This is a genomic window from Nocardia vinacea NBRC 16497 (assembly GCF_000308835.1).
Classification (GTDB): domain Bacteria; phylum Actinomycetota; class Actinomycetes; order Mycobacteriales; family Mycobacteriaceae; genus Nocardia; species Nocardia vinacea.
Map to the genome: position 1 here is coordinate 14,945 of NZ_BAGN01000403.1, position 13,438 is coordinate 28,382.

At 65.1% G+C, this 13,438-nt stretch carries 12 protein-coding genes; 8 read left to right on the forward strand and 4 right to left on the reverse strand.

Going from position 1 to position 13,438, the window contains the following annotated elements:
* Positions 1-64 precede the first annotated feature (64 nt).
* Positions 65-1,201, forward strand: a complete 1,137-nt coding sequence (locus tag ON44_RS38020; RefSeq protein ID WP_040699516.1) for a hypothetical protein — start codon at positions 65-67, stop codon at positions 1,199-1,201.
* 18 nt (positions 1,202-1,219) lie between these two features.
* Here the strand turns inward: ON44_RS38020 and ON44_RS38025 are convergent, their stop codons facing one another.
* The gene (locus tag ON44_RS38025) at positions 1,220-4,240 is read right to left on the reverse strand and encodes an alpha-mannosidase (protein WP_040699558.1); all 3,021 of its coding nucleotides are present in this window, start codon (positions 4,238-4,240) and stop codon (positions 1,220-1,222) included.
* 533 nt (positions 4,241-4,773) lie between these two features.
* On the opposite strand from ON44_RS38025, the gene ON44_RS38035 reads away from it, so the two are divergent.
* Entirely contained in the window at positions 4,774-5,193 is a 420-nt protein-coding gene (locus ON44_RS38035) for an SRPBCC family protein (RefSeq protein WP_040699520.1), read from the forward strand.
* Positions 5,194-5,350: 157 nt separating this feature from the next.
* On the opposite strand, the gene ON44_RS38040 is transcribed toward ON44_RS38035, so the two are convergent.
* Positions 5,351-6,256, reverse strand: coding sequence for an RNA polymerase sigma-70 factor (locus ON44_RS38040; RefSeq protein WP_040699521.1), 906 nt, complete (start codon positions 6,254-6,256; stop codon positions 5,351-5,353).
* A 150-nt stretch (positions 6,257-6,406) separates the two neighbouring features.
* Between ON44_RS38040 and ON44_RS38045 the strand changes: the two genes are divergently transcribed.
* The 5 genes from ON44_RS38045 to ON44_RS38065 all read left to right on the forward strand — a co-directional run bounded on the left by ON44_RS38045 (position 6,407) and on the right by ON44_RS38065 (position 11,127).
* Positions 6,407-7,108, forward strand: coding sequence for an FAD-dependent oxidoreductase (locus tag ON44_RS38045; RefSeq protein ID WP_051182949.1), 702 nt, complete (start codon positions 6,407-6,409; stop codon positions 7,106-7,108).
* An 18-nt stretch (positions 7,109-7,126) separates the two neighbouring features.
* Positions 7,127-7,699: an NADPH-dependent FMN reductase gene (locus ON44_RS38050; RefSeq protein ID WP_040699522.1), complete on the forward strand. Its 573-nt coding sequence runs from the start codon at positions 7,127-7,129 to the stop codon at positions 7,697-7,699.
* Between the two features lie 12 nt (positions 7,700-7,711).
* Positions 7,712-8,407, forward strand: a complete 696-nt coding sequence (locus ON44_RS38055; RefSeq protein WP_040699524.1) for an NAD(P)-dependent oxidoreductase — start codon at positions 7,712-7,714, stop codon at positions 8,405-8,407.
* A 152-nt stretch (positions 8,408-8,559) separates the two neighbouring features.
* Positions 8,560-9,426: a class II glutamine amidotransferase gene (locus tag ON44_RS38060; protein WP_040699526.1), complete on the forward strand. Its 867-nt coding sequence runs from the start codon at positions 8,560-8,562 to the stop codon at positions 9,424-9,426.
* A gap of 75 nt (positions 9,427-9,501) precedes the next feature.
* Entirely contained in the window at positions 9,502-11,127 is a 1,626-nt protein-coding gene (locus ON44_RS38065; protein ID WP_245567504.1) for a bifunctional 3'-5' exonuclease/DNA polymerase, read from the forward strand.
* Here the strand turns inward: ON44_RS38065 and ON44_RS38070 are convergent.
* Positions 11,109-11,747, reverse strand: coding sequence for a VOC family protein (locus ON44_RS38070; RefSeq protein WP_040699528.1), 639 nt, complete (start codon positions 11,745-11,747; stop codon positions 11,109-11,111). The genes ON44_RS38065 and ON44_RS38070 overlap by 19 nt on opposite strands.
* Before the next feature lie 100 nt (positions 11,748-11,847).
* Entirely contained in the window at positions 11,848-12,315 is a 468-nt protein-coding gene (locus tag ON44_RS51000; protein WP_157187512.1) for a hypothetical protein, read from the reverse strand.
* Positions 12,316-12,761: 446 nt separating this feature from the next.
* Here ON44_RS51000 and ON44_RS38080 point away from each other — a divergent pair, with 446 nt between their 5' ends.
* Entirely contained in the window at positions 12,762-13,145 is a 384-nt protein-coding gene (locus ON44_RS38080) for a VOC family protein (protein WP_040699529.1), read from the forward strand.
* Positions 13,146-13,438: the final 293 nt, after the last annotated feature.

Consider the following 13,438-nt stretch of genomic DNA (forward strand, 5'->3'; position numbering starts at 1 on the left):
TATCATCGACCGGTGGCCGGAGATACACTCGATGATGGCCGACCGCAGTTGATCGGGGGTTGCCATGGCCAGTCCCAAACCGCCGGAGGATCCGGATCCCAATAGCAAGATCGACATTCCGACGGCGAAAAAGCCGAAACGGCGCACTATAACTGTCACCGTCACCGGCAAATCCAGTACGAGTGGCAACCAGCAGAACGCCAGGCAAAAGCCGACCATGACGACTCGACCCCAAACAGTGGTTGCGCCACTACAGTTCAGTCCGGCCGACCTCGAACACAAAGAGTGGTTGCAGAAGATCCGCTTGCAAGTGGACAAGCCTCCGCTCGCACACCAGTGGTCCCCACACAAGCAGTGGTCGATATCCGCGGCCGAAAAGAAATTCCACCATTTCACCGCACTGGACTTCGAAACCGACCACCAATACATCTGGCGGTTCAGCAGCCTGCCGTCATCGGAACTGGTGTCGATCCAGGCCGGTACCGCGATAGCGACGATCATCGAGCTGATCGGGGAGCACAGCGGTGGAAACAAGAAGGACGACCCGCGGGTGCGCACGTCGTCGTTCTGCCGCAATATCGGTGCGCTCATCGGTGTCGCCGCATCTACCGGTGGCGATAAGAAGGTACTCAATATCGTCAACCGGACCCCCTACCTCTGCCGAATCGACATCTCGACCCTGTCCGGCAAGGGGGTGTCGGCCGTGCCCGCGCTGTCGCGGGCGATCAGCCTTTTCGAGACCGAATACGTTTTGGTGCCCACCCCGGGCAAGACGCATTTCCTCGCGAATACCGGTCAGAATGTTATCGGTGGCGCGGGTTGTCTCGATGCCGCCATCTTCAGCAACCCGTTCTTCGGATGTATCGGCGACAGCGGGACTTTCACCGGATGCGTAATCAACCAGAATGTCACCATCGGCGCAAAGGAGGAGCTACCGGTGACCACCCCGGCAGCGTTCACCAGCGCCGGGGCGGAACTGGGGCCGGTCACCCCGGAACTCATCGGTGCCATAGATATGGACGAGGGCGACGTCGTCCGGATCCTGTGTTATGCGGCGGCGGTGTCCGAGGCCGCCGACAAGCACACGGATGTGATCAAGGACAAGGATCCCACGTCAGTAGATGCGATCGCGGACAAAGTTGCCGAGTACGCATCCGCCGTCGAAAAGCTGTACCGGGAATACCTGCCATCCCGGTATTGACACCGATCGGCGCATTGCTCACCCAGCGGACCGGGCGAATCGGAGCGTAACGAGCTGGAAAGGCCGCAGCCGCAGGCGAACTCCCGCACCCTCCGGGGTTGCGGACGTATCTCCCTGCAACGGTCGTTCCAGCAGATCGCAGATCTGAAATCCGGTGATACCGAACCCTGCGGTCACCAGCGCCGAGGCTCGGCCGCCATGTGCCTCGTAGACGCGAAGTACGACGTCGCCGCTGCCGTCGTCCGCGAGTTTGACGGCGCTGGTCACCACGGCGTCATTGTCGATAATGAACAGTGGCGCAACGGGTTCGGCGACACCCGAGCGCGTGTTGCCGAGGTTGATGCGGTAGCCCGCACGCACCGCGTCCCCGATCGAAGCGCCGGGGACCAGGGCGTGCCGGAAGTGGTGGATACCGTGGTCGGTCTCCGGATCGGGAAATCGGGGTGCCCGCAACAGCGAAAACCGCAGTGTCGTCGTCGTTCCGCCATCGGCCCGAACGGTGCGGGTGACGTCGTGGCCGTAGGTGGAGTCGTTGACGAGCGCTACACCCCATCCGGGCTCGGCGAAGTGGACGAACCGGTGATTGCAGGCCTCGAACTTCGCGTACTCCCAACTGGTATTGGTGTGGGTAGGCCGGAACATGTGCCCGAACTGGGTCTCGGACGCATATCGGTCGGCGTGGATGTCCAGGGGGAAGGCGAGTTTGAGCAACTTCTCGGTCTCGTACCAGTCGACGGTGGTGTCGATATCGAGACAGCGCGCGCCCGCCGGCAGTGTCAGGGTCTGTTCCACCCTTGAAGCCCCGAACGAGCGGCCGACGCGCACCACGGCTGCTTCCTTCGAATCATCCTCTGCCGCAACGAGGTCCGCTTCGACGAGATCGGTAACTCGGTTTCGGTAGAAGAGATCGACATCCCATGCGTCCCAGGAGTTCGGGAAATCCGGGTGCAGCTGTAGGAGATTCGCGGCCGAACCCGGCGGCAGGGTCTCACGCTGATGCGCGTGGTCGAACAGCGATACGACGAGCCCGCGCGCATCCACTTCGACCCGCACCAGACCGTTGTCGAGAACGAACCCGCCACCCGCACGCTCGGTCGCCGAGCACGGACTACCCGAATCCACCGCAGCCGCCGCACCGGCCGGAACGGATCGCCAAGTGTGCGGCGTCGGGTTGAATACATTCGGTCCCACCCGCGCACCGCCGAGCACCCATTGCGCCCGCTCGATAATCGCCGTCAACTCCTCGGCCACCGCCGCATAGGTCTGCTCCGCCTCACGGTGCACCCATGCGATCGACGAGCCGGGCAGAATGTCGTGAAACTGGTTCAGCAGCACCATCTTCCAGATTCGGTCCAACGCCGCGTACGGATATTCGAAGTTCTTCCGCACCGCCGCGGTTGCGGCCCACAACTCGGCCTCCCGCAGCAAGTGCTCGCTGCGCCGGTTGCCCTGTTTGGTCTTCGCCTGACTGGTCAACGTGCCACGGTGCAACTCCAGATACAACTCCCCCACCCACACCGGCGGGTTGTCGTACTCGGCCTCGGCCTTGGCGAAGAAGCCGGATGGGGAGTCCCACACCACTTTGGGTGAACCCTCGAGATCGGCCATCCGAGCGGCCTTCGCGATCATCTCCCGCGTCGTGCCGCCACCACCGTCACCCCAGCCGGTCGGCGCGAGCGATATCGACGCATGGCCCTTTTCCTTGAAATTCCGTGCGGCATGGGCGATCTCACGGCCGTGCATCGTGCAGTTATAGGTATCGACCGGCGGAAAATGGGTGAAGATCCGGGTTCCGTCGATCCCCTCCCACAAGAAGGTATGGTGTGGGAACTGGTTGGTCTGACTCCACGAAATCTTTTGTGTCAGTAGCCATTTCGATCCGGCCGCCTTGACGATCTGCGGCAGTCCGGCGGCGAACCCGAAGGTGTCGGGCAGCCACACCTCTTCGTTCTCGACACCGAATTCCGCCAGAAAGAACCGCTTACCGTGCACGAACTGCCGCGCCATCGCTTCCGAACCCGGCATATTCGTATCCGCCTCGACCCACATACCGCCGGTCGGCACGAACCGTCCCTCCGATACCGCCCGCTTCACCCGCTCGTAGACCTCGGGACGGTGCTGCTTGATGAAGTCGAACTGCGCGGCTTGCGACATCGCATAGATGAACTCGGGCTTGTCGGCCAACAACGCGGTCATATTCGCGGTCGTACGCGCGACCTTGCGCACCGTCTCGCGCAGCGGCCACAGCCACGCCGTATCGATATGCGCGTGCCCCACCGCGGAAATCGTGTGCGCGGACGGTACCGCGGGCTCGGCCAGCACATCGACCAGGCATTCGCGCGCCGCCGTCGCGGTAGCGTTCACATCCTGTAGATCGACGGCATCGAGTGCACGCTCGATCGCACGCACGATGTCGTAGCGGCGGGCAGGTTCCTCGGGCATCTCGTGCATCAGCTCGCCGAGAACCTCCAGATCCTGCACCAGCTGCCAGACCTCGTCGTCGAAAACCGCGAGATCCATTCGGCCCAGCCGGTATTGCGGCTCGTCACCAGCAGTGAGCTTGTCACCGAGAGCGTTCGGCGCGAAGAAGGGGATGATCGGGTTCGAAGCCGCCTCGACGTGCAACAGCACCTGCTCGCCACCGACCGCCTGGGACGCCACCCGCACCCACTGGTTACGCGGGTGCAGCCCCTTCACCGGCGATCCGTCCGACCGATAGACCAGACCTTCGCACTGGAAGCCCGTCATATTCCGGTCGAAACCGAGATCGATGATCGCCTCGACGGTTTCGCCCGCCCACCCGGCAGGCACCGTGCCCTCGACCGTGAACCAGCTGGTCCCCCATGGCGCGCCCCACCTGGCACCGGATTCGATGGGCGTCCGGGGCGCAGCCAATCCCTCGGCAACCGGCACCGGTTCATCCGGCGCGACCCAGATCGATGCCCGCAGCGGCACCGACTCCGGATAGATCGCCGGAACGATCCGCTCTGTGAGGACCCGCCCGAGGCGGTTCTCGATCAACCGACGGTCATCGTGCACCACGCTGGCTCCCATCGGACCGGAGGAATGATCACCAACCGCCCCATTGTCCGACAGCACAGTGAATTCCGGGTGATACCAGCCCCTTTCATCATTCCATCATTTGATGTACCGTTATTTAACGGCTCAATAGATGCGGTTAATTTGATCGGCAGACCGGGCTTCGGTGACGCCGACGAACATGCAGCTGTGCGCGCTCGGGAGGCGAAATGCTCAGTCTGGAAGGTCGACTGGCCCAGCTCATCAAGGAAGCAAGAAACCTGGGCACAGGGACGACCGTTGAGACGGTAGGTGACTTGCAATCCGCCCTCGGCTCCTTGGACCAGGAACTCGAGAGCGCGGCCGATTCTGTCCAGCGATGTCGTGAACTCGGCAGACTGCGCCGAGAAGCGGGTCTGCTCTTGGCCGACGCTCGCGCCCGAGCTGTTCTTGCGCGCGATTTCGGGTGAAGTCCTAGCACGGCCGACCCGATCGGTCCGCGACTCGTAGCACTGTGTGTCGATCACGCCCCGAGATGGGGAAGACTCGACCCCATGGCCACCATCCGCACCGAAATCGGCATCGACGCTTCCCCACAACACATTTGGGATGTGGTACGTGATGTCGGGGCCGTGCACACACGCCTGCTCCCCGGCCGAGTCGCCGACACACGCATCCAGGGCGTCGACCGCTTCCTCACATTTCCCGACGGCCACATAATCCGGGAACTGATCATCTCCATCGACGACGAAACCCGCCGAATGGCCTACTCCGTCGTGAATGGCGCCAGGCCATCCTTGGACTACCACCACGCATCCTTCGAGGTCCGAGACGAAGGTGAGCGCGGCCGCCTGATCTGGATAACCGACATCCTCCCCGACACCCTCGCCCCCGAAATCCGAATCCGCACCGAGTACGGCATCAAGGAAATGAAACAGGCGATCGAAGCATCGGCACCGAACCGACTGCCTTGACGCCGGGAGAGTCGTCGACCGGAGGCTGGACCGCACCGCCGGCCACCCGAATTCGTATGACACGAGCGGATTTCGAGCGCTGGTTGGACACACCGGCACCCGACCCGAGCGCGAGCGCCAATCCGGAGGCGATGTACGACAGTGCATCGCTCCGGACTCAACGGTGCAGCGAGGTTTCGCGTTGCATATGCGACAGCTTCTGGGGATTGCGCACGGAGTAGATGCCGCTGATGAGGCCATTGTCGATGCGCACCGCAGTGACGGTGTCGAGTTCGCCGTTGAGCCGGATGATCAACGCTGGGTAGCCGTTGACCTGTGTGGGATGCAGTGTCGCCGCGTCACCGATTGTGTGCCAGTAGGCGGCGAACAGCCGAGCCACTCGCTCGGCCCCGACGATGGGGCGCGGGAGGGCCTGTTTGATTCCGCCGCCGTCGTTGAGGGCGACGACATCGGGCGCGAGGATTTCGAGCAGGCCCTGTAGATCGCCGGTTTCCACCGCGCGTTGAAAGGCGGCGAGCGCGTCGCGGGTCTGGGCCGAGGAGATGACTCCGCGGGGTCGGCGCGCGGCGACGTGTGCTCGTGCGCGGTGGGCGATCTGGCGGACCGCGGCAGGGGTTTTGTCGACGGCTTCGGCGATTTCGTCGTAGGCCAGGTCGAATACCTCGCGCAGTACGAACACCGCACGCTCGGTCGGGGCGAGTGTCTCGAGCACGAGCAGCATTGCCATCGAGACACTGTCGGCCAGTTCGACATCGTCGGCCACGTCGGGGGCGGTGAGCAACGGCTCGGGCAGCCAGGGACCCACATAGGACTCCTTGCGCCGGTCGAGGGTGCGCAGCCGGTCGAGTGCCTTGCGGGTGGTGATCCGGACCAGGTAGGCGCGCTGGTCCTGCACCGTGGTCAGGTCGACATCGGCCCACCGCAGCCAGGTTTCCTGCAGGACGTCTTCGGCGTCGGCGGCCGAACCGAGCATTTCGTAGGCGACAGTGAACAGCAGCTTGCGGTGGGCGAGGAACGCTTCGGTGGCGGGGTCCAGGCGGTCGGCTTCGCCCGCGTCACTCATTGCTCTCGACTGTGCCATACACACGAGACGCCGGTCCGGCCCACTCTGTGACACCCAACATCGGTGACGCACGTCACGTAGGCGCGAGAGTCACAGGACCGCGGTCACGAGCGTCTTGTGTTCGTCCAGTTACCAAGACAGGAGGCTGACATGCAGGTCGTCGTAGTGGGCAGCAGCTATTCGGGCACGCTCGTGGCGAACCGAGTGGCCAGGAAGGTCAAGGATGCCGAGATCACGGTGATCAACCCGCGCCCAGACTTCGTGGAGCGGGTCCGGCTGCACCAGCAGATCGCGGGAACGTACTCGGCGGCAACACCTCTCGCGGAGGTACTGCGGGAAGGGATCACGGCACGGGTAGGCACCGTCGACAAGATCGGCGACGGCACCGTCGCCCTCGACGACGGCGAGCGGATCGACTTCGATTACGCCTTCCTTGCCATGGGCAGCACGGTGTCGCCCATCCCCGGAACCGTGCCGGTGGGCACATGGGAAGGCGCGCAGCAAGCTCGCGCGGCGCTGGCGGCACTCACCTCGGGTGACCATGTCACCGTTATCGGGGGTGGTCCGACCGGCATCGAGACCGCCGCCGAAATCGCCGAGGCCAGACCCGATCTGCGAGTGCGGCTGATCGGTTCCTCGGTGGGCAGCGGCCTTTCGGGTGGGGCCTATCGGCGGGTACGCGCCGGGCTGGAGCGACTGACCGTTGAGATCATCGATGCGGTAGCCCAGTTCACCCGCACCGACGACACGGTCCGGCGCGCCTACTTCGCCGGACGCACCGCGGTCGCACTCAAGGAATTGACCACCCATAGCGCGTTCTCATCCGCTCGCGCGGGCGTTTCCAGTTTCTGATCAGCAGGAGAATCGAATATGAAGATCGGCATCATCGTCGGCAGCACCCGTCCCGGCCGCATCGGCGACCGCGTGGCCCGATGGGTCCAGCAACAGGCAGCCGAACACGCAAGCGACACCGCGGATTTCGAGCTCGTGGACCTACAGGACTACCAGCTGCCACTACTCGACGAGCCCGTCCCGGCGGGCCAGGCGCCGGCTCAACAGCCGCACACCCGGCGATGGGCCGAGTGCATCGGCTCCTGCGATGCCCTCATCTTCGTGACGCCCGAGTACAACACCGCCCCGCCCGCCTCCCTGACCAACGCCATCAATTTTCTGCACAAGGAATGGGGCGGCAAGCCGGTCGCCTACGTCGGCTACGGCATCTATGGCGCGGTCATGGCGGTGCAGAAGCTGCGCGCGCAGGCGGGGGTGCTGCGGATGGCCGATATCGGGCCGCAGGTGGCGCTGACGCTGCGCGAGGACTTCGTGAATTTCGCCGACTTCCAGCCGCGTGAGTTGCACGTTGCGGCGGTACACGGGCTGGTCGATGAGTTGCTCGCCTGGGCGCAGGCACTCGCCCCGCTGCGCACGGCTTTGGTGTCGTAAGGGCGAATCATCATGCGTATCACAGTCTTCGGAGCAAACGGTCCCACCGGCCGCCTGCTCACCGGCCAGGCACTCGCCGCCGGATATGAGGTCGCCGCGGTCACCCGGCAGCCGGATTCGTTTCCGCTGCACCATGATCGGCTCGAGATAGTTGGTGCAGATGTGCTCGATCCGGGTGCCGTCGACGCCGCCGTGGCGGGGCGCAATGCGGTGCTGTCGACGCTCGGGGTGCCCGCCGGTAAGGATCCGATCAGCACCTATTCGCGCGGTGTGGCCAATATTGTCGCCGCGATGGAACGGCATCGGGTGCGTCGGATCGCCGTCGTCAGCTCGAGCGGAGTCGACCCCCATCCATACTCCGACGGCGGGTTCCTGTTCAACCGCGTACTACTGCCGTATGTGACGCGGGTGGCGGGTAAGTCCCTGTACGACGACATGCGGCGAATGGAAACGCTGATCAGCGCCACCGATCTGGACTGGACAATCGTGCGCCCGAGCGGGCTCTACCACCTGCCGTCGGTCACCGACTACACCGTCGTCGAGGGCCACGCCGACGGCAGATTCACCGCCCGCGCGGACCTGGCCGCGAGCATGCTCGCCCTGCTGGACGACGACCGTTACGTCCGCACCACCATCGGCGTCATCACCACGGCCGACAACCCCACCTTGCTCGAGTGGATTCGTCGCGAAGCACTCGCCAAAAGCTGAACCGACCAGGGTTCGGCGTCGACACCATCTACTGCGACGCCGAACCCGATACGCTCGAAACGCCTCGGCGACCGGAACGCAAACATCGGCTGACCAGGGACTACGATCGCAGGACAGTCATCACACGCGGACAACGCCCAGGCAGGAGTCCCATGTGTCGCTTGTTCGGTTTGTCGGCCGCACCGCGGCGCGTGCGGGCCACGTTCTGGTTACTGGATGCGCCGGACAGTCTGTCGATACAGAGCAGACGTGAACCCGACGGCGTCGGCCTCGGCACCTTCACCGCCGACGGGGCCCCGCTGGTGGAGAAACAACCGATCGCCGCGTACCAGGACGTCCAATTCGCTCGGGAGGCGCGCGAACGAGAATCGATGACGTTCGTCGCGCACATCCGCTACGCCACCACAGGCGGCTTGCAACCCATCAACACCCACCCGTTCGAACAACGTGGCCGCCTGTTCGCCCACAACGGTGTGCTGCACGGTCTCGACGAACTGGACTCCGAACTCGGCGACTACCTCGACCTGGTACACGGCGACACCGATTCCGAACGATTCTTCGCCCTGATCACCAAGCGCACCGATCAGCACGACGGCGACGTCACCGCCGGTATCACCGACGCGGTCAGGTGGATCGCGGACCGACTCCCCGTCTACGCCCTCAACCTGGTACTCACCACGGCAACAAACCTGTGGGCACTCCGATACCCCGATACACACAGCCTGTTCGTCCTCGAACGCGAACCAGGCGGCCCACAGGGCGATCGGCACCTGGACCAAGCCGGACGAGCCGGAATCCGAACCCGCAGCGGCCACCTGCGCGAATTCCCCGCGGTCGTGGTGGCCAGCGAACGCACCGACGAGGACCCGTGCTGGCGAGCAATCGCACCCGGTGAACTACTCCACGTCGACGACCATCTGCGCGTCCGATCGACCACCGTCCTGGATTCCGCACCGCGCCACCCACTCTCGCTGGCACAACTCGACAGCCGCGCGGCGGCAGCGCAGTCGGGTCGGTGACCAACCTGCCGTGCCGAGCCCGCTACCGCGGAAGATGTCCCACCCCAGTGCAAGACTCGGGAAGTGAGATGGGCGGTGGCGGAAGCGGGCGACGGAGGTGCGACTCTGTGTCCGCTCGATCAGGATGGTCGGCCCGCCGGACCAGTGGTGCGTGAGCGTTCGCTCGCCGAGGCGGTGCGCGCACGGCCCGAGGTCGAGCGGTGGGTTTGGCGGTCCACGGCCGAGATCTACCGACCGTTGCTGGCGGCGGGCGTGCGGGTCGAGCGGTGCTACGACGTGCAGGCCGCGGAGGCGCTGCTCATCGGCCATGAGGAGGGTCAATCGGGTCAGCCCCGCTCGCTGGCGGCGGCCTGGGCGCGACTACACAACCTGCCCATCCCACCGGACGCGCCCGCGCGTGCCGCCGAGACCCAGCCGTCGCTGTTCGAATCCGGCCCGGTACCTCTGCCACCCGGCACGGATGAGTTCGAGGCCCTATTGGAGGTCTACGCGGGTCAGCTGTCTCGTACGGCGAAGACCGAACATCCAGAACGTATGCGGCTGCTCGTTGCTGCCGAATCGGCGGCCATGTTGGTTGCCACGGAGATGTCCCGATCCGGGATCCCCTGGCGGGCCGACGTCCACCGCGAGCTGCTGGACAAGCTGCTGGGTGAGCGCTTTCCCGGCGGCCTGGAGCCGCGCCGGATGGCGGAGCTGGCCGACGAAGTGTCGCGGGCCTTCGGGGAAGGTGTGCGGGTCCGGCCAGACCTGCCCAACGACATCATCAGAGCCTTCGCCCGCGTCGGGATCTCGTTGTCCTCCACCCGAAAATGGGAACTCCAGCAGCTCGACCATCCCGCCGTGGCTCCATTACTCGCCTACAAATCGCTGTACCGCTTGTACACCGCCCACGGCTGGTCCTGGCTCGAGCAGTGGGTGCACGGCGGCCGCTTCCGTCCCGAATACCTGCCCGGCGGTACGGTTTCCGGCCGCTGGACCACCAACGGCGGCGGCGCTCTGCAGATCCCCAAAGTGATCCGTCAAGCGATACGCGCGGACCCGGGCTGGCGCCTGGTGGTCGCCGACGCCGACCAAATGGAGCCGCGAGTCCTTGCCGCGATCTCCCGCGACCCGGGATTGATGGAGGTGGCCGGTCGCGGCGAAGATCTATACGCCGGTGTGTTCGGCGGCGACCGCGCCCAGGCCAAAATCGCCCTACTGGGCGCCATCTACGGCCAGACCTCCGGCGATGCCCTCACCCACATGGCCGAACTCCGCCGACGTTATCCGGCCGCGGTGGCGTATGTCGACGACGCGGCTCGCGCCGGTGAAGAAGGCCGCCTGGTACGCACTTGGCTCGGGCGCACCTGTCCGCCGGCCTCCGTCGCATCGCCCGAGGCGGACGGGTATGGCAGCACCTCCGCGACACGCGCTCGCGGCCGCTTCACCCGTAACTTCGTGGTGCAGGGCAGCGCCGCCGATTGGGCCCTGCTGGTACTGGCGGGCGTGCGTCATGCGATGACGCACGCCGGGCTCCGAGCCGAGCTTGTCTTCTTCCAGCACGACGAGGTAATCGTGCACTGTCCGGCCGAGGAAGCCACGGCGGTCGCCGAAGTGATCGCGACCGCGGCCGAGACCGCAGGCCGGATCGCCTTCGGGCCGACACCGGTGCGGTTCCCGTTCACGACCGCGGTGGTGGACTGCTACTGGGACGCCAAGTGAGGTTCCCACGCGAACCCGTCCGGATCGGTGAAGGCTCCAGCACTGCCCCCGATGACGATCCGATGCGACCCGGTTCCCTCCTGCGGCACACCAGCATCCTTGGCGGCGGCACGGCGCCCGTAGAGCGCCAGCTTGATCGAGGACGCCGGGGTTTCGAACTCGACGTACTTGCTACCGAAGCTCTTCGCAACGGCCAGGCCGTGATCGACGTAGAACTGCTTGGTCGCCTTGACGTCGTCGACCCCGAGCAGGAGCACGAAATCGTCGATCTCGCGGGTGGCCGGACCGGTGTCCTTCTTCGACGACGTCGCGATCTTCCAGATCGCCCCGTCCGGCGCCTGGACGACGCCGCCGTAACCCCAGAAGCTCTTCTTGGCGGGCTTCAGTATCGTCGCGCCTGCGTCGACAGCGGTGCCGATAAGACTGTCGACGGTACTCGGCTGCGACACCACGAGCGACAGGATGAAGCCACGGAAGCCGGACGTCGGCGCATCCGAAGTGCGAAGGCGCACTTTGTCGCCGAGACCGAACGCGGCGGTGTAGAAGGCCGCTGCGGCCGCAGCGTCGGGCACCTCGAGGATGACGGATTCGATGGCGGCTTGGTTAATGGTGATGTTCATGGCACTAACGCTATTTTCTAACCGGCGACCAGCGCTTCTCGATTCCTGATCGCTTCGGCCGCGGTTGGAATCAGCCCGTCGAGTCGAGCCACCCGCGGCCTCAGTCGATATCGAAGACGAACGAATACCAATCTCCGGACAGCCTTTCGAACCGGCGTGCGCCACTCCCCACCGGCTCGGTGCCGGGCGAGTAGACCCAGCCGCGGACAGTGGAACCCACGAAGCCGTCGGCGTCATAGAAGTAGACGCGCCCGTCGGACTCGCGATGAACCGAACTGATATCGAGCCCACCGAGACTCAGCCCTCGACGGGTATTCGGCCCATCCGCGCGCAGCATCCCGACCGCGACTTCCTCCATTTCCGGACGTGCGGCACCGAAGCTCGCAGGCCGAAAGATCAACCCGGCCACCAACCCCGCCATCACAACCACCGGCACCGCGGCGACTTTCCAGGACCACCGGCGCTCTCGACCGAGCAGATACAGCGTCTTGATCGACCACCCCAGCAGGGAAGCCCCCAGCAGAATCCCGCCGATCACCAGGACGACAAGTCGATCGGGACCGGTCATGTTCCCAACGAACGGAGCCCGGTCGAGGTGGACGCACAAGAGAAACGCGACACCAACGACTGTCCCCGTCAGGACCGTGAAACCCGGCGCCGTGGCGGTGTCCTGTCCGCCCTCGGCCTGCCCCGCACTGGCGAGCGATGTTTCGATCGGAGCCCCCCATCTCGACTTCTGCCCCAACGCCTGATCCGCGCTCGACGATGCCCTCAACCGGACTCTACGCGGAATCACTTCCTCGTCGGCCGCGCCGACGAAACGCGAGATCGACGCCGCGCTGTCTGCACCCGGCGCGCTGATGACGAGCGCATGATCGGGCGAATCAGGTTGACTGCCAGTAAGATTGACCACTGCGCGATCGTCTCGACACTGCCCGCTGGTAAGGCCGCCGAGGCCCGTGATGCCATGACGCACCATGTAGACCGCCTGCAACCGGTCTAGGGTCTGAGCGTATGAGCAGCCGCCTGTCTGAACTGGTCGTCCAATGCACCGACCCCGTTGCCCTTTCCCGATTCTGGTGCGCCGTGCTGGACTACGTCGAGTTGGGCAGGGAGGAGCCGGATGACGGCATCGAGATCGGGCCGCCGTCCGGATTCGGCGGGGCCGCTCCGACGCTGGTGTTCAGCCGGGTCGACGAGCCGAAGACCGCGAAGCTCCGGCTGCACTTCGACGTGAACCCGGTCGACCGCGACCAGGACGCCGAACTGGAGCGGCTCCTGTCGCTCGGTGCGCGGCCGGCCGACGTCCAGCAGACCGGTGAGGAGCCCTGGCACGTGCTGCAGGATCCGGAGGGCAACGAGTTCTGCCTGCTGCGTCAGCGGTTGCCGGAGCTGTAGGTCGGCTCTGCGCCGCGGTGAGGTGCACCGCCGTCACAGATCATGAACCTTGGACTGTCAGCTGATCGCGCAGGGTGTTGACAGACGTCAACGCCGGGAAAGTGTGCCCACCCGTGCCACCACCATCGATGATGCTGAAATGGCCTGCGCGCGAAGCACTTCGATCGTCACCCACATCAAGCGCGAAGCCGATTGGCCGTTTTCGGCGCTGGGACTGATCGGGACAGACGCTGATACGAATGTGGGATCGCCAAAGCACCGCTGGGCTGCGCCAGATCTGCCCAGCATTCTTG